Source organism: Amycolatopsis sp. TNS106 (genome assembly GCF_019330265.1).
Lineage (GTDB): Bacteria > Actinomycetota > Actinomycetes > Mycobacteriales > Pseudonocardiaceae > Amycolatopsis > Amycolatopsis lurida.
This window is the reverse complement of the sequence record NZ_CP024972.1, coordinates 6,603,077-6,618,437: the sequence shown is the minus strand read 5'-3', so window position 1 is coordinate 6,618,437 and position 15,361 is coordinate 6,603,077. Positions and strand designations below refer to the sequence as shown.

Sequence of the window (15,361 nt, the reverse complement as noted above, 5' to 3'; positions counted from 1 at the left end):
ATGCCCTCCGATTCAAGGCTGTCCGTGATGGACCGGAAGGTAGACAGGGTTATGCTCAGTCGCAAGCGTTTGCGCAAACGCTTGCCAGCTGACTTCACCGAGGAACGTTGATGCCGCCGTCTCGCTCGTCCCGCCCCACCCAACGCGACATCGCCGAGCTCGCGGGAGTCTCGATCACCACCGTGTCACACGTGGTCAACGGGACGCGGGCGGTGGCCGAGGAGACCAAACTGGCGGTCCTCCGCGCGATCGAGCAGACCGGCTACACCGGCGACGCCATCGCCCGCTCGCTGGTGACCGGCGGGACGAGGTCGATCGGCGTCGCGATCTCCCTCATCGCGAACCCGTACTTCGCCGTCCTGATCCAGGCGATCGAACGCGAAGCCGCGCTGGCCGGGTACACGGTCTTGCTCGCGGACACCCACGACACCGTCGACACCGAGCGTGAGACCGTGCGGACCCTGCGTTCACGCCGGGTCGACGGGCTGCTGATCACGCCGTCGCCGGGCGACGGTTCGGTGATCGGCGAGCTCGTCTCGCTCGACGTCCCGACCGTGCTCATCGACCGGCTGTCCACCCGCACCGACGTCGATCAGGTCGGCGCCGAGAACATCCAATCGACGTCCGCGCTGACCGCGCATCTGGCCTCGCTCGGACATCAGCGGATCGGCATGATCAGCGGCACCGCCGGGCTGAGCACCAGCGAAGAGCGGATCCTCGGCTATCGGCTGGGGCTCGGCCGCTCGGGTTTGACCTGGTCGGAGGACCTGGTCGCGTGCGGGCAGTCCTCACAGGCGGGCGGGGCCCTGGCGCTGAGCACGCTGCTCGCGCTGCCGGAGCCGCCGACGGCGCTGGTGGTCGCCAACGACACCATGATGGTCGGGGTGCTGCACGAGTTGCGGCGCCGCGGGCTGCGGGCAGGCGTCGACCTCCCGGTGGTGGTCTACGACGACGTCGAATGGGCCGATCTGGTCGATCCGCCGCTGACCACGATGGCGCAGCCGATCGAGGAGATAGGCACACAGGCGGTACGCCTGCTGCTGGCCAGGATCAACGATCCGGCACGCAAGGCCCAGACGATGCGGATTCCGCCTACGCTCCGCCATCGCGCGTCCTGCGGATGCGCTCTCGTTCACTCACATTGATGATTGTTGGGAGACTTTCCGGTCTCGCCGCCGAGTGACGCTCGGTCAGCCGTTACCGTCATTCAAGCTCGAATGAAGGCGTGGAGCGATGACCGCACTGTCCCCGGCGTTACCCCTGTGGGAGGACACCCCTGTCACCCACCGGTTCGGGGTGGCCATGGCGATGCACGCGAACCCGTATTCGGGTGAACTCGTCCGCGCCATCCGCCGCGCCGCCCGCCGTCACGGCTGCGAGATCACCCTCGCCGACACCGGCGACAGCGTCGCCGAAGAAGCCGCGGTCATCCGAGCGCTGCGCGCGGACCGCGTCGACGGTGTCCTGCTCGTCCCGGCGGCCGGTGACGAAGCGGTGATCAACGGGCTGGTCCGGATGGGCGTGCCGACCGTGCTCGTCGACCGGATGGCCGGCCGCAACGACGTCGACCAGGTCGGCTCCGAGAACATCCAGGCCGTATGCGCGCTCGTGCGGCACCTCGCCGGGCTGCGGCACCGCAAGATCGGCTTCATCTCGGGCGAAGAGGACATGACCACCTACGAGGAGCGGGCGCTGGGCTACCGGCTCGGCCTCGGCCGGTCCGGCCTCCGGTGGACGTCGCAGCTGGTCGCGTGCGGACAGTCGACCCCGGGCGGGGCGGCCGCCGCGACCGCGAAACTGCTCGACAGCTGGCCCTCGCCGACCGCGCTCGTGGTGGCGAGCGAGGCGATGATGATCGGCGTCCAGTACGAGGCGCACCGGCTCGGCATCCGGATCGGGCGGGATCTCGCGATCGTCGGCTACGGAGACATGGAGTGGGCGGGCCAGGTGACCCCGGCGGTCACCACGATGGCGCAGCCGATCGAGGAGATCGGGCGCAAGGCCGTCGAACTCCTGCTGGCCCGGATCACCGACCCTGAGCGACGACCCGAATCCGTACGGCTCGCACCGCGCTTCATACACCGTCAGTCGTGCGGCTGCTGAGTCACAACAGCGCGCCGTCGGAACCTCAGCGGTAAAGAGTGCTTCGGATCTCGCTGGTCAGAACGCCGCCGCCGGGTGAAGATGGCGGAATGACCGACCTGTGGACCGTGCACACCGCCGACCTCGAAGCAGGCGTGCTGAGGGCGGCACGCGCTCTGCTGGACGACGCTTTCGACGGTGATTTCAGCGACCACGACTGGGAGAACGCGCTCGGCGGCATGCACACGCTGGTGTGGGAGAGCGGCGAGCTGATCGGGCACGCGTCGCTGGTGCAGCGGCGGCTCGTGCACGACGGCCGGGTCCTCCGTACGGGTTATGTCGAGGCGGTCGCCGTCCGGTCGGATCACCGGCGGCGCGGGCACGGCGCCGCGATGATGGACGCGCTGGAGCGGGTCCTGCGGAAGGCGTACGACCTCGGAGCGCTGTCGGCGTCCGAAGACGCACTGGAGTTCTACGCGTCGCGGGGCTGGCTGCTGTGGCGCGGTACTTCGTCGGCTTTGACACCTTCGGGTATCGAGGCGACGAAGGAGGACGACGGTTCGATCCACGTGCTGCCGGTCGGGGTCACTCTGGACCTGGACGGGGAGATCACCTGCGACTGGCGCTCCGGTGACGTCTGGTAACCCCCGCAATTAGTCACCTACTTGCGACGGTCCCAGAACGTGACGCTCGATCGAGTGTCGCAAGTAGGTGACTAATTGCGGGGTCGGTGGTCCAGGGTGGCCGCGGCTTCCAGCAGCATCCACGCGCTCACCTGAACGGACAGGTCGCGTTCGGGCGCGTCACCCGCGAGGGGGAGAGAAGGCGCCGGAGTCGCCCAGTCGGCGCTGAAGAGCGGCCCGTGCGGTGTCTCGGTGGCGCCGGACCAGCAGGCGTCAGCCGACCGGATGACCAGGTCGCGCGCCACCCCGCTCGGCAACAGCGGCGCCGCGAGCGCCAGGTAGCGGGCGAGGATCCCGGCGAACAGACCGCCGTCGCCACCTTCCTGGCCCCGGATCACCCCGTTCGGCGCGACGTGTTCCGCGACGGCCCCGATCGTGCGCCCCACTCTGTCCATTTCGGACAGTTCAAGACAGGCGCCGAGGTAGACCCCTTGGCAATACGTGAAAATATGCTTGACCAGTTCACCGCTGCCGACCCGCAGGCCGTCCCACACCAGTCCGGAATCCGGGTCGACGAGCCGCTCGGTCATCCAGTCGGTCAACCCGCGAGCGTGCTGCGTGGCGCCTTCGCGGGCGTGGAAGATCGCGGCCGGGCCGTTCGCGGGGGCGTTCTTGAAATCGTCGCCGGCGCGCCACCAGATCCCACCGCCCGCGTCATCGGTCCAGCCCTCGCGCAGCCGCGAACTGATCGCCTCCAGCCCGCCCCGGACGTCCAGCCCGAGATGCCCGACGCGTTGCAGCGCGAGGCCGAGCCAGGCGATGTCGTCGTAATAGTCGTTGATCCACTTGCCGAAGTTGCGCAGCCGCACGGACCCCACGAACCGGTCGATCAGCTTCAACCGATCCGGTGAAGGGTCCCGCAGCTGGGCGTCGACGAGGGTGTCCAGCAGATGGGCCTGCCACCAGTAGTTCCAGTGCCAGTGGACGCGCTGCCCCGCCGACGGCGGCCAGCCGCTGCGGCCGAGCACGGTCCCGGGCAGCCCCCACACACGGCGCAGATGCCGGTCGCGGATCGCGCGCTCGGCGATCGCGGCCCGGTCGGCGAGAGCAGTCATCGCGCCATCATCCCTTGCCCGGTGACATACCGCTCAGTATGTTGGGAGTACTCCCGAACCCGCGAGGTGCTTCATGACCACGGCGCACGTGACCTGCCCGCTCTGCGAAGCCACCTGCGGGCTGGAGGTGACGATCGACGAGAAGAGCCTGGTCACCCGGGTTCGAGGCGACAACGAGGACGTCTTCTCGCAGGGCTACATCTGCCCGAAGGGCGCTTCGCTCGGCGCGCTGCACCATGACCCGGACAGGCTCACCGCGCCGCTGGTGAAACGCGACGGCGAGTTCGTCGAGGTCACCTGGGACGAGGCCTTCGCCGAAATCGACCGGCGGCTCCGGCCGATCATCGACGAGCACGGCAAGAACGCCGTCGCCGTCTACTCCGGCAACCCGACGGTGCACAACGCGGCACTCGTGCTCTACGGCCGCGTGTTCTTCAAAGCCTTGGGCACCAGGAACTTCTACACCGCGACCACGGTCGACCAGATGCCGAAGCACTTCTCCTCCGGCTACCTCTTCGGCGACCCGCAGACCATTCCCGTCGCCGACCTCGACCGCACCGAGCACCTGCTCATCCTGGGCGCGAACCCGTTGGTGTCCAACGGAAGCCTGATGACCGCCCCGGACGCCCGAGGGAAGCTGCGCGGGATCCAGCAGCGTGGCGGCAAGGTCGTCGTCCTCGATCCGCGCCGCACCCGGACCGCTCAGCTCGCCGACGAGCACCACGCGATCCGGCCGGGCACCGACGCGTTGTTCCTGTTCGCGCTGGTCAACGTCCTGTTCGCGGAGAACCGGGTCACTCCGGGAGAGCACGTCTCCGGTGTCGACGAGGTTCGCGTGCTCGCGGAGCCGTTCACCCCGGAGGCGGTCGCGCCCGCGACCGGGATCGACGCCGCCGAGATCCGCCGTATCGCGCTCGAACTCGCGGACGCCGGGCGCGCCGCGGTGTACGGCCGGATGGGGACGACGACGCAGTCGTTCGGCACCATCGCGAGCTGGCTGGTCGACGTCGTCAACACGCTCACCGGCAACCTCGACCGCGAAGGCGGCGTGATGTTCCCGCTGCCCGCCCTCTGGCGGCCGCGCCGGTCCGCGCCGTTCACCAGCGGCCGCTGGACGAGCCGGGTGCGCGGGTATCCCGAGGTGCTCGGCGAGCTGCCCGTGGCCACGCTCGCGGACGAGATCGAGACGCCCGGCGAAGGCCAGGTGCGGGCGCTGGTGACCATCAGCGGCAACCCGGCGCTGAGCACGCCGAACTCAGCGCGGCTCACGGAAGCGTTGCGGCAGCTGGACTTCATGGTTTCGCTGGACGTGTACCTCAACGAGACCACGCGGCACGCAGACGTCATCCTGCCCGGGCCGTCACCGCTGGAGCGGCCGCACTACGACGTCGCGCTGTACGCGCTCGCCGTGCGCAACGTCGCGAACTGGACACCACAGCCGCTGGAAACCGACCTGCCGCAGGAATGGGTGACCCTGCTGCGGATGGCGGGGATCGCCGCCGGCCAGGGTCCGGACGTCGACGTCGCCGCCTTCGACACGATGGTCGCGGGCGAAACGGCGCGGCGCACCGGCGTCGACCTGTCGCTCGCCGAAGGCCGCACGGGACCGGCGCGGATGATCGACCTGATGCTGCGCGGCGGACCGTACGGGCTGAGCCTGGCCGATCTCGAAGCCGCCCCGCACGGCATCGACCTCGGCGCGCTGAAACCGCGGCTGCCGGAGGCGCTCGCCACCGCGAGCGGGAAGGTCGAACTGGCGCCGGACGCGATCACGAAGGACGTCCCCCGTCTGCGCGCGGAACTGGACAAGGCCCCGGACGGCGGGCTGCTGCTGATCGGACGGCGGCATCTGAGCTCGAACAACTCGTGGATGCACAACCTGACGCCGCTGGTGCGCGGCGGGAACCGGTGCACCGTCCAGGTGCACCCGGACGACGCCGCCCGCCTCGGGCTGGCCGACGGCGGGCTCGCGGCGGTGACGTCGAGGGCGGGGAAGCTCGAAGCGCCGGTGGAGGTCACGGCCGACGTCCGGCCCGGCGTGGTGAGCATGCCGCACGGCTGGGGTCACGACCTCGAAGGAACGCGGACACGGGTCGCGGCCGCGCACGCCGGGGTCAACTCGAATCTGGTCGCCGATGAGACCCTGCTCGACGTCCCGTCCGGGAACGCCGTGCTGAACGGCATCCCGGTCGAGGTGACCCCCGTCTCCCGCAATTAGTCACCTACTTGCGGACCAGGCTTGGGACAGGTCGGCGTGCTGCCGGATCCAGGCGTGCATGACGATCCCGGCGGCCACGCCGGCGTTGATCGAGCGGGTCGTGCCGAACTGCGCGATCGAGACGACCAGCGCGGCCGTCTTCTGTGCCTCGGCCGACAGACCCGGCCCTTCCTGGCCGAACAGCAGGACACACTCGCGCGGCAGCTCGGCCGTCTCGACGGGCTGCGAGCCGGGAGTGTTGTCGACGGCGACCACGGCGAGCCCTTCCGTCGCGGCGAAGGTCAGCAGCCCGTCGACGTCCTCATGGTGGAGAAGGTGCTGGTAACGGTCGGTCACCATGGCGCCGCGCCGATTCCAGCGCCGCCGCCCGACGATGTGCACCGCGGCCGCGGCGAACGCGTTCGCCGTCCGGACCACGGTGCCGATGTTGTGGTCGTGCTGGAAGTTTTCGATCGCCACGTGGAACGGATGCCGACGGCTGTCCACATCGGACACGATGGCCTCGCGCCGCCAGTACCGGTACGGGTCGACGACGTTGCGGCGGTCGCCGTTGGCCAGGAGTTCGGGGTCGTAGCGCTCGTCCGAAGGCCACTCGCCCTCCCACGGACCGACGCCGACCTCTTCCTTCGCCACCCATTCGGTGGGACCGGCTTCTTCCGAGTTCACCCGAGGATTGTCACTCAGCCCATGCTGACGCGGTGCGCCGGTGCGTCCCCGTCGTGGTGACGGTGACGCCAGCGCTGGTACGCGCCGATGTAGGAGATGATCACCGTCGCCATCGCGATCACCACGACGACCGGCAGCGACGAGCGCGGGAACACGGTGTCGTACAGGTAGTACGCGTTGAAACCGCCGGGCAGGTCGCCGAGGCCCTGCTGGTGCCGGAAGTAGTTCTCCGCCGCCGTCAGCGGGCAGGGCCACGGGAAGACGTTGACGAGGACACCCCATGCGGCGAAGAACACATGCACGAAGATCACCTTCGGCCACCGCCACGCGAGAAAACCACCGAATCCGATGAACAACAGCGCGAAAATGTGCACCGCGACTGTCACGTTCGCCAGGAAACCCGCCACCTCAAGCCCCCTTTCACACCCCTACCAGGGACGTTACCCCTCTCCGATTGAGAAACGCTCACGAAAAAACGGGGCATCCTCCGTTCGCACGGAGGATGCCCCGTTCGGGACGCTTTACTCAGGACAGACCGAGATCATCCTTGTTCAGAATGTAACGGTATTCGAGGCCTTCCTTCTCGATGGCCTCGCGCGCTCCGGTGTCCCTGTCGACGACGGTCGCGACGCCGACCACGTTCGCGCCGGCCTCGCGCAGCGCCTCGACGGCGGTGAGCACGCTGCCGCCGGTGGTCGAGGTGTCCTCGACGGCCAGCACGCGCTGCCCCAGCACCTCGACGCCTTCGATCCGGCGCTGCATGCCGTGTTCCTTGACGGCCTTCCGGACGACGAACGCGTCGAGCACGACGCCGTCGGTCGCCGCGGAGTGCAGCATCGCCAGCGCCACCGGGTCCGCGCCGAGGGTCAGGCCGCCCGCGGCGACGTAGTCCCAGTCGTGCGTGAGCTGGCGGAGCAGCTTCCCGATGAGCGGGGCGGCCGCGTGATGGAGCGTCGCCCGCCGGAGGTCGATGTAGTAGTCGGCCTCCTTGCCCGAGGACAAGGTCACCTTGCCGTGCACGACGGCGAGTTCGCCGACCAGTCTCGCCAGTTCGAGTTTCGCCGCTTGATCAACACCGGGGTACGCCACGGCCGAGAGTCTTACACACGGCCAGCCGGGTCCTTCGACGGTAGCTCTAGTCATTGCCCGCCGTCGCCGCGTCGACGGCTTGGCCGCGCGTCGCCGCCCAGGCCGGGACCAGGGTCGCCGCCAGCGCGAGCGCCGCGGCGAGCCCGATGATGGTCAGGTAGATCAGCGGGGAGCCCATCGGCAGCAGGGAATCGGCCGCCACCAGGCAGAACGGGACGATCGAGCCCGCCGCGACGATGGTGCCGAGCACGATTCCGACCAGCGCGACGAGCCCGCCCTCGAAACCGGCCATCCGCAGCACCTGCGCCCTGGTCGAGCCGGTGAGCCGCTGGAGACCGAACTCGCGGCGCCGCCGGACGGTCGCCATCACGAGCGTGTTCGCGACCGAAATCACCGTGTAGGCGATGATCATCCCGACCAGCAGGTAGTTCACCCACGCGCCGACCGCCTGGTCCTTGTCGTGCGCCGCGACGAGTGCCGCGCGGTCGCCGACGGAGACCGGCAGCCCGGCCGTCGCCTCGCGGAGCCGTTCGGTGAGCGCCGCCGGATCGACGTCCGGAGCGGCGCGGACCAGCATCTGCGGGGCGAGCCCGGCGGTGGTGTGCGGGGCGAGCAGACCGGCCGGGAGCAGCAGGCTCTCGAAACCGGGGCGCTGGCTGGTCACCGCGACGACCTTGACGTCGACCGGCACACCATCGCCGAGCCGCAGGCCCAGGGTGTCGCCGACGCCGCGGCCGAAGTCCTTCGCGAAGACCTCGGGGAGCGCGACGGTCATGCCGGTCAGCGCCTTCAGATCGCCTTGGACCACCTTGGTGTCGGTCGTCGCGCCCGCGCCGGAAGCGGTGAGGCCGACCGCCGGACGGCCTTCGTCGGAGGAGTCGTACGGGTTCTCGAGGAACACGCTGCTGGTGACGTACTCGGACGCTCCGGCGACCCCGGGCACGGCCTGGATCCGCTGGACGAGGTCCGGGGACAGGCCGCCCGCGGCGGAGGCGATGACGGCGTCGGCGCGGACGTCTTCGGTGAACGCCTGGTTCGCCAGCTCCTGCTGGGTGGTCTGCAGGTAGATGTTCGCGGTCGCGATCCCGACGGCGAGCATGATCGGGGTGACCGCGCCCGCCGCCCGGACGATGCCCGCCCGGGTGTTGAGCACGGCGAGCCGCGCGTCGATCCCGCCGAGCAGCCGCAGCGGCCACTGCAGGATCGCCGTCATCACCTTGGCGACGCCGGGAGTGATCATCGCGACGCCGAGCGCCCAGAGGATCACGGCGGGTCCGGCGGTGCTGGCCGCGATCGGGCCGGTCATCACCGCGACGGTCACGATGGCCAGCGCGGTGCCGCCGCCGAAGCAGAGCGCGGCGACGATGACGCGCGTCGGGGTCAGCCAGCGTCGGGTGACCGCGGCCTCGGCGAGCGCCTCGGTCGGCCGGATCTTCCCGGCGCGGCGGCCCGCGAAGAAGGCGGCGATGAACACCGCGAGCATCGCGGCGCCCGCGCCGACTACGGCGGGCAACCAGCCCTGGTAGAACCGCAGCACCGCGGGCACCACACCGTTTTCGACAAGCTGCCCGAACAGCCACTCGCCCAGGAACGGGCCGAGTACCGCGGCGAGCGCGGTGGCGAGCAGGCCGACGGCCAGTGCTTCGCCGAGCACCATGCGCCGGAGCTGGCGCGGGGTCGTGCCGATCGCCCGCATCAACGCGAGTTCGCGGGAACGCTGCTGGGTGGACAGGCTCAGTGTGCTGGCGACGACGAACATCGCGACCATCACCGAGAGCCCGCCGGACACCGCGGCGATGACGATCAGGTTGGAGCCGCTCGAATCGGCTTCGGGGAATTCCGCGACACCGCGGTCGATACCGGTCAGGACGTTCGCCCCGGTAGCGACCTCGGCGACCTTCGCCCGAACCGCTTCGACGTCCGCGCCCGGCGTGGTGAAGACGCCGATGACGTCGGCCTTGCCGGGGTGCCCGGAGAGCCGGGCGGCATCGGCGGCGGAGAAGAAGACGGCTGCCTGCGTGATCGAATGCGGAGCACCGGCCACACCCGCGACACGGAATGTTTCGGTCTTGCCGCGCGCGGCGACCTCGACGAGGTCACCGGGCTTCGCTCCCGACGCGGATTCGACGACCACCTCACCCGCGGCCGGCGCGGCACCCGCGGCCAGCGAGTACGGGGTCAGGACGGCGGAGTCCCAAGCGTGACCGAGGCCGGGCTTCCCGCCCGCCGCGAGCGGGAAGCTCACTTCGCCGACGACGTTCGAGACACCGGGTACGGACCTCAGCCGGGAGACCAGCCCGTTGTCGAGCCGGACGCGTTCGGGGAGCCGCGCGTCTTCGAACTTGCGCTTGTCGTCGGGTTCGAGGGAGGCCGGATCCTTCTTGGGAAGTTCGAAGGTCTGGCCGCCGATGACGACGATCGGCGCGGCGGCGAGGCGCTGGGGTTCCGCGTTGCCGCGGATCCCCGTCTCCATCAGGCCGCCGCACGAGGCGACGATCAGCGCGCCGAAGAAGACGGCGATGAAGGTGCCGATGAAGCCGCCCTTGCGCAGGCGCAAGGTCCGGAAGGCGAGTCGCAGCATCACACACCCGCCCTGACCGGGCTGCCCCAGGCACCCAGGTGGGTCATGCGTTCGGCGACGACGTCCGCGGTCGGCGCGTGCAGTTCGTCCGCGATCCGGCCGTCGGCGAGGAAGATGACGCGGTCCGCGTAGGAGGCGGCCATCGGATCGTGGGTCACCATGATCACCGTCTGGCCGGTCGTCCGGACGGAATCGCGCAGCAGCGCGAGGACCTCGGCGGCGGTGCGGGTGTCGAGCGCGCCGGTCGGTTCGTCGGCGAAGACCACCGCGGGCCGGGTGACCAGCGCCCGCGCGATCGCGACCCGCTGCGCCTGCCCGCCGGAAAGTTCGCCGGGAAGGTGCTTGCGGCGGCCGGAAAGCCCCACTCGGGCGAGGATCTCCTCGACCAGGCGCCGGTCCGGCTTCGCGCCGGCGAGCTGCTGCGGGAGCGTGACGTTCTGCTCGACGGTCAGCGCCGGAAGCAGGTTGAAGGCCTGGAAGATGAAACCGACCCGGTCGCGGCGCAGCTTCGTCAGCTTCGTCTCGCTCATCCCGGCCAGCTCTTGCCCGTCGAGCACGACGGACCCCGACGTCGGCCGGTCCAGCCCGGCCGCGCAGTGCAGGAAGGTGCTCTTGCCCGAACCCGACGGGCCCATCACCGCGGTGAAACCGCCGCGCGGGAACGCCAGCGTCACCCCGTCCAGAGCGACGACGCCCTTGCCGTATTCCTTGCCGACGCCGTCGAGCCGGACCGCGTCACCGTGCCACCCAGTGTTCATGGGGAAAACACTAGGAATCCCAGGTCGGAAGCACCCTGGGGCAAGCGTGCGTCTCCTGGGTAGGGCGGGCCCTACCTCACCGCGCCGGTCCTGGCATCGACGTCGACGTCGTGCTCGACACCCTTGCCGTCGCGGAGCCCGACCTCCCAGACGAGGGTGCCGTCGGCGGCGTAATCGACCTCCATCTCGTCGAGCTCACCCGGCTGGCGTTGCTGCGCGGCCTGGAGCGCCTTGACCGCGTCGACACCCGCCTGTTCGACCTTCGCCAGGTCGTCGCTCGGTTTGGCGGTCTGCTGCTTGCCGAGGACCTGGCCGCCGTCCGGGCTCACGCGCACCTTGTGTTCCTGCCCGTGTGACGCGACCTTGATCTCCCACCCGTCGTTCGCGGGCTCCACGTCGAACACCCGCCCGTCGGGCAAGGCGCTCGCCGCCGCTTGGATCGCCTTCACCGGCTGGGCTTCGACCGGCCCCGGTCCGGCCGGGGCGGGCGCCGGTTCGGTGGAACACGCGGCCAGCGCCAGCACTCCCGCGATGACAACACGTGATGATTTCATGATCCACGCGTACCCGCCCGGCACGAGCTCGAACCGTCGTCAGGCCGATGGCGCCGATGGCACTGTGGGGTGATGGTCTCGAACGGACAAGGCTGGCTCCAGATCGGCGAGCTGACGACGGCGTTCGCGCTGTCGGCGGCGATCGGGCTGGAACGGCAGCTCAGGGGCAAGAGCGCCGGACTGCGGACACAGACCATCGTGGGCACGGCGTCCGCACTGATCCTTTTGGTCGGCAAGTACGGTTTCGGCGATATTCTCGCGACCGGGCAGGTGGTACTCGACCCGTCCCGGGTCGCCGCGCAGATCGTCTCCGGTGTCGGGTTCCTCGGCGCCGGGCTGATCATCACCAGGCAGGGCGCGATCCACGGGCTCACCACGGCCGCCGCCGTCTGGGAGACCGCGGCCATCGGCATGGCGGCGGGTGCCGGTCTGCTGGTGCTGGCGGTCGTGGTGACGGCCCTGCATTTCGTGGTGGTACTCGGTTTCACCTGGCTGGCCGGGCATCTCCCCGGCGGCACGGGCACGACCAGGCTTCGCGTGAGTTACGTGGACGGGCAAGGCGTCCTGCGCGACCTGCTGGCGCTGTGCACGAGCCATCGATGGTCGATCACGTCCCTGCGGATCGCCGACGACCGCGACGGCGAGGTGACGGTGACGCTCGACCTCACCGGTCCCGATGCCACCACCGCCCCCACCGTGCTCGCCGGGGCCGACGGCGTGCGGTCGATCGAGACCGCCGACGACGACTGAGCGCGGCTAAGTGCGGCCCTTGCCGCCGAAACCGCCGCCGAGTTTCCGCAGCACCGCCCTCGGCAGCAGCCCGCCGACCGCGACGAGCACCTTGTACTGCAGGCTCGGCACCGAGAGCACCTTGCCGCGGCGCAGATCCGCCAGTGCCTCGTCCACGACCTGCTCGACACCGAGCCAGAACGCCTTCGGACCGGGCTTGTCCAGACCGGCCCGCTCGTGGAACTCCGTGGTGGTGAACCCGGGGCAGAGCGCCATCATGCGGATGTTCGCCGGCAGCGAGGCGGCGATGCCCTCGGTGAACGAGGTGACCCAGTTCTTGCTGGCGGTGTACGTCGAGCCGCGGCCGCTGAAGAAGCCGGCGACCGAGCTGACGTTGATGATCGCGCCTTCGCCGCGGTCGATCATCCCCGGCAGCGCCGCGCGGGTCAGCCGCAGGACGGCGGTGACGTTGACGTCCAGCTGACGCTGCAGCGCGTCCGGCGGGATGGTCCAGAAGTCGCCGTTGAGGCCGAAGCCCGCGTTGTTCACCAGGAGGTCCACCGGCGCTTCGGCCAGGCGGTCCTCGACCAGGGTCCGTCCGTCCACTTCGGACAGATCGGCGGGCAGGACGACGACGTCGACGCCGTGCGCCTCGACCAGTTCCGCGGCGAAGCCCTCCAGCCGGTCGACGTCGCGGGCGACGAGCACGAGGTCGTATCCCTCGTCGGCGAGCCTGCGCGCGAACTGCGCGCCGATGCCGGCGGTGGCGCCGGTGATCAGGGCGGTCTGTGTCATATCGGGAACCTACTCCTCGGTCGGGTTCCGGGAAGGTACTCGGATGGGACAAGCGTGGGGGTCACCCACCGTGGGGATTTGACGTGCAACGGCCGGAGTCGGGAAGTATCGTGCGGCCCCATGGGGAAGCACAGCAGGCGCAAGCCGAGCTACCTGCCCAAAGTCGCGGTCGGCGCGGCGCCGCTGGCGCTGTTGCTCGCCGGCCCGGCCTCCGCGCTCGCCACTCAGACCGACCCGTCGATCCCGCTCCCACTCGATCACCAGCGTGAAGGCAGCCTCGATCGCGGAGTCGGCTTCACCAGCGAAGGCGACACGACCGTCTTCCGCGGTTTCCTGACCAACACCGAACGGAACGTCTTCAGCAAGGACACCGGTGACGTCAAGACCGTCGCGGACGTCCGCCGCTCGGTGAGCGAGACCATCGAGACCCGCGACGGCGTCACAGCCCGCCCGGACAAGATCGGCGCGCTCGCCGCGGCGAAGACCTCCGAGGCCGTCAAGCAGGGCCAGCGAGAAGCGGTGAAGGTCGAGCGTTACGGCAGCGTCGTCGCCGGGAACGAGACCGAACTCGAACGGACCGGCGCACGGCTGACCGAGGTCGCGCTCGACCCGCGCACCGGCGTCCCCACCTTCGTCTCCGAGGACAGCCGCGGTCTCCGCGCCGCCGAAGGGACCTATCACGCCGTCCGCCCGCTGCCCGGGGTCGGCGTCATCAACGAGACGGAACAGCGTGCCGGCGGCGGCCTCGACCGGGCCATGCGGCTCGACGGCGGTTTCTCCGGGGAACTCGGCGGAGTGCTGGAGGCCGGGCGGTCGTCCGGACACGCGGTCGACGTCGGCGACCTCGTCGCCGTCGGTTCGACCTCGGCGCAGCACGGCAACGGCCGGTTCAGCGGGGTCCTGCCACTCGATGTCGGCTCGGGCGCGGGTTACGGCCAGGAGCACGCTCTCGGCGGCAGCGTCGGCCCGTCGTCCGGGCTGGTCACCACCGGGCAGAACCTGAATCTGGCACACCACGGCGCCGGGCTCTCCGGCTCCGGTGCGCACACGATCAGCGGCGACCTCGGCCTCGGTGAAGTCGCGTCCGTCCGCGGCACCTCGACGTCGTCCGTGCGCGGGATCCTGCCCAGCACCGACCCGGCTCAGGCAGGGCACCTGACGCAGTCCGGAACGCTCGACCTGACCCTGCTCGGTCAGCCGTCGCACACCGGCTTCGTCGCCGGGGCACTCCCGCTGGAACTCAAGCAGTCCTGATCAGGCCTGGGGCTCGATGTCATCGGCGGCCTCGGCCTGCCAGTGACGGCCCGGGGTCGAGGCGTTGTCGTACTCCTCGTCGAACGGGTCCACGATGTCGGCGATCTCGCCGAGGTCGCGCAGCAGCCGCTCGAGCCGCGACGGCCCGGCGTTCGGGGCGACGCTCGCGAGCACCCACTCGTTCTCCAGCCACGCCACGCCGACGTCGCCGCCGAGCGAGTCCGCCGCGTCGACGAGATCCTGCGTGATCACCTTGCGGGCCCCCTCGGAGTCGTCCGCGAAGGCGTAGCGCTGACCGATCGGGCCGAGCATCTCGGGCATGTCCTGGCGCTGGAACGGCACGCTGGACAGCCACATCTCCAGCGGCACCTCGTGCACGCGGTTGCACCGCACGGCGACCACGACCGCCGGGATCTGGCCCTCGGTCTCGATGTCGAAGATGAAGACGGGACGCCGCCCGTCGGAGGTGAAGGTGGACCCGGCGACGACGTTGACCGCCAGCTGGGCGCCGAAGTACCCGATCGCGCCGTTGGACCACTGCCGCGGCAACCGTTCGTCCTCTTCGACGAACTGCCAGCCGCGCAGCTCGGCCCAGCGCATGCGCTCGCGATTGCGCGAGCCCTCCTTCGCCCGGTCGGCCGCGAGCAGCGCCAGCCCCGCCACCAAGGCGACGGCGGCGATGACGAACCAGATCCACGCCGGAATACCCACGACGGTCAGGGTATCCCCCTGCCCTCACCGGATGTGACCGCCGGGCGCCGTGTCGCGCCACCCCTTTCGGTGCCGCGCCCGGGAAAGACCACGAAAGACGCTGCGAAAGGTCGACAAATCGCTGTGTCGCCAAGGTCATGAACGAGCCGGGTCAGTCCTCCCGGGTGATCGCCAGAGCAGGCGAGC

General features: G+C 70.2%; 15 protein-coding genes. 6 read left to right on the top strand and 9 right to left on the bottom strand.

Annotation, left to right across the window (positions count from 1 at the left end; genetic code table 11):
• Positions 1-110 precede the first annotated feature (110 nt).
• The 3 genes from CVV72_RS30335 to CVV72_RS30325 all read left to right on the top strand — a co-directional run bounded on the left by CVV72_RS30335 (position 111) and on the right by CVV72_RS30325 (position 2,726).
• Positions 111-1,145: a LacI family DNA-binding transcriptional regulator gene (locus tag CVV72_RS30335; protein WP_219147149.1), complete on the top strand. Its 1,035-nt coding sequence runs from the start codon at positions 111-113 to the stop codon at positions 1,143-1,145.
• A gap of 88 nt (positions 1,146-1,233) precedes the next feature.
• Positions 1,234-2,103, top strand: coding sequence for a LacI family DNA-binding transcriptional regulator (locus tag CVV72_RS30330; RefSeq protein ID WP_034312391.1), 870 nt, complete (start codon positions 1,234-1,236; stop codon positions 2,101-2,103).
• Positions 2,104-2,192: 89 nt separating this feature from the next.
• Positions 2,193-2,726, top strand: coding sequence for a GNAT family N-acetyltransferase (locus CVV72_RS30325; protein ID WP_219147147.1), 534 nt, complete (start codon positions 2,193-2,195; stop codon positions 2,724-2,726).
• 71 nt (positions 2,727-2,797) lie between these two features.
• On the opposite strand, the gene CVV72_RS30320 is transcribed toward CVV72_RS30325, so the two are convergent.
• Positions 2,798-3,820, bottom strand: a complete 1,023-nt coding sequence (locus CVV72_RS30320) for a glycoside hydrolase family 76 protein (protein WP_219147145.1) — start codon at positions 3,818-3,820, stop codon at positions 2,798-2,800.
• 73 nt (positions 3,821-3,893) lie between these two features.
• Between CVV72_RS30320 and CVV72_RS30315 the strand changes: the two genes are divergently transcribed.
• Positions 3,894-6,038, top strand: coding sequence for a molybdopterin oxidoreductase family protein (locus CVV72_RS30315; RefSeq protein ID WP_219147143.1), 2,145 nt, complete (start codon positions 3,894-3,896; stop codon positions 6,036-6,038).
• Here CVV72_RS30315 and CVV72_RS30310 read toward each other — a convergent pair whose 3' ends face one another.
• From CVV72_RS30310 to CVV72_RS30285, 6 genes are all read right to left on the bottom strand, one after another.
• Positions 6,039-6,704 carry a TrmH family RNA methyltransferase gene (locus tag CVV72_RS30310; protein WP_219147141.1) on the bottom strand — a complete coding sequence of 222 codons (666 nt, stop codon included), beginning with the start codon at positions 6,702-6,704 and terminating at the stop codon, positions 6,039-6,041.
• Between the two features lie 14 nt (positions 6,705-6,718).
• Positions 6,719-7,111 (bottom strand): DUF2784 domain-containing protein, encoded by a 393-nt coding sequence (locus CVV72_RS30305; protein ID WP_016338129.1) that lies wholly within the window; start codon positions 7,109-7,111, stop codon positions 6,719-6,721.
• A gap of 118 nt (positions 7,112-7,229) precedes the next feature.
• On the bottom strand, positions 7,230-7,793 hold the full coding sequence (gene pyrE / locus CVV72_RS30300; RefSeq protein WP_016338130.1) for an orotate phosphoribosyltransferase: 564 nt from the start codon (positions 7,791-7,793) through the stop codon (positions 7,230-7,232).
• 46 nt (positions 7,794-7,839) lie between these two features.
• Positions 7,840-10,374, bottom strand: a complete 2,535-nt coding sequence (locus CVV72_RS30295; RefSeq protein ID WP_219147139.1) for an ABC transporter permease — start codon at positions 10,372-10,374, stop codon at positions 7,840-7,842.
• A complete protein-coding gene (locus CVV72_RS30290) occupies positions 10,374-11,132 on the bottom strand; it encodes an ABC transporter ATP-binding protein (RefSeq protein WP_219147138.1) in 759 nt (252 codons plus the stop codon). The genes CVV72_RS30295 and CVV72_RS30290 overlap by 1 nt, the downstream gene beginning before the upstream one ends.
• A 71-nt stretch (positions 11,133-11,203) precedes the next feature.
• Positions 11,204-11,686 carry a PepSY domain-containing protein gene (locus tag CVV72_RS30285; protein WP_219147135.1) on the bottom strand — a complete coding sequence of 161 codons (483 nt, stop codon included), beginning with the start codon at positions 11,684-11,686 and terminating at the stop codon, positions 11,204-11,206.
• 69 nt (positions 11,687-11,755) lie between these two features.
• Here CVV72_RS30285 and CVV72_RS30280 point away from each other — a divergent pair, with 69 nt between their 5' ends.
• A complete protein-coding gene (locus tag CVV72_RS30280) occupies positions 11,756-12,436 on the top strand; it encodes an MgtC/SapB family protein (RefSeq protein WP_219147133.1) in 681 nt (226 codons plus the stop codon).
• A gap of 6 nt (positions 12,437-12,442) precedes the next feature.
• Here CVV72_RS30280 and CVV72_RS30275 read toward each other — a convergent pair whose 3' ends face one another.
• The gene (locus CVV72_RS30275) at positions 12,443-13,210 is read right to left on the bottom strand and encodes an SDR family oxidoreductase (protein WP_219147131.1); all 768 of its coding nucleotides are present in this window, start codon (positions 13,208-13,210) and stop codon (positions 12,443-12,445) included.
• Between the two features lie 120 nt (positions 13,211-13,330).
• Here CVV72_RS30275 and CVV72_RS30270 point away from each other — a divergent pair, with 120 nt between their 5' ends.
• A complete protein-coding gene (locus CVV72_RS30270) occupies positions 13,331-14,464 on the top strand; it encodes a hypothetical protein (RefSeq protein WP_219147129.1) in 1,134 nt (377 codons plus the stop codon).
• Here CVV72_RS30270 and CVV72_RS30265 read toward each other — a convergent pair whose 3' ends face one another.
• Positions 14,465-15,175, bottom strand: a complete 711-nt coding sequence (locus CVV72_RS30265; protein ID WP_125679540.1) for a hypothetical protein — start codon at positions 15,173-15,175, stop codon at positions 14,465-14,467.
• Positions 15,176-15,361 lie beyond the last annotated feature (186 nt).

Coding starts and splice junctions, on each gene's coding strand:
- CVV72_RS30335 (WP_219147149.1), top strand. CDS start 111: ATGCCGCCGTCTCGCTCGTCCCGCCCCACCCAACGCGACATCGCCGAG.
- CVV72_RS30330 (WP_034312391.1), top strand. CDS start 1,234: ATGACCGCACTGTCCCCGGCGTTACCCCTGTGGGAGGACACCCCTGTC.
- CVV72_RS30325 (WP_219147147.1), top strand. CDS start 2,193: ATGACCGACCTGTGGACCGTGCACACCGCCGACCTCGAAGCAGGCGTG.
- CVV72_RS30320 (WP_219147145.1), bottom strand. CDS start 3,820: ATGACTGCTCTCGCCGACCGGGCCGCGATCGCCGAGCGCGCGATCCGC.
- CVV72_RS30315 (WP_219147143.1), top strand. CDS start 3,894: ATGACCACGGCGCACGTGACCTGCCCGCTCTGCGAAGCCACCTGCGGG.
- CVV72_RS30295 (WP_219147139.1), bottom strand. CDS start 10,374: ATGCTGCGACTCGCCTTCCGGACCTTGCGCCTGCGCAAGGGCGGCTTC.
- CVV72_RS30290 (WP_219147138.1), bottom strand. CDS start 11,132: ATGAACACTGGGTGGCACGGTGACGCGGTCCGGCTCGACGGCGTCGGC.
- CVV72_RS30285 (WP_219147135.1), bottom strand. CDS start 11,686: ATGAAATCATCACGTGTTGTCATCGCGGGAGTGCTGGCGCTGGCCGCG.
- CVV72_RS30275 (WP_219147131.1), bottom strand. CDS start 13,210: ATGACACAGACCGCCCTGATCACCGGCGCCACCGCCGGCATCGGCGCG.
- CVV72_RS30270 (WP_219147129.1), top strand. CDS start 13,331: ATGGGGAAGCACAGCAGGCGCAAGCCGAGCTACCTGCCCAAAGTCGCG.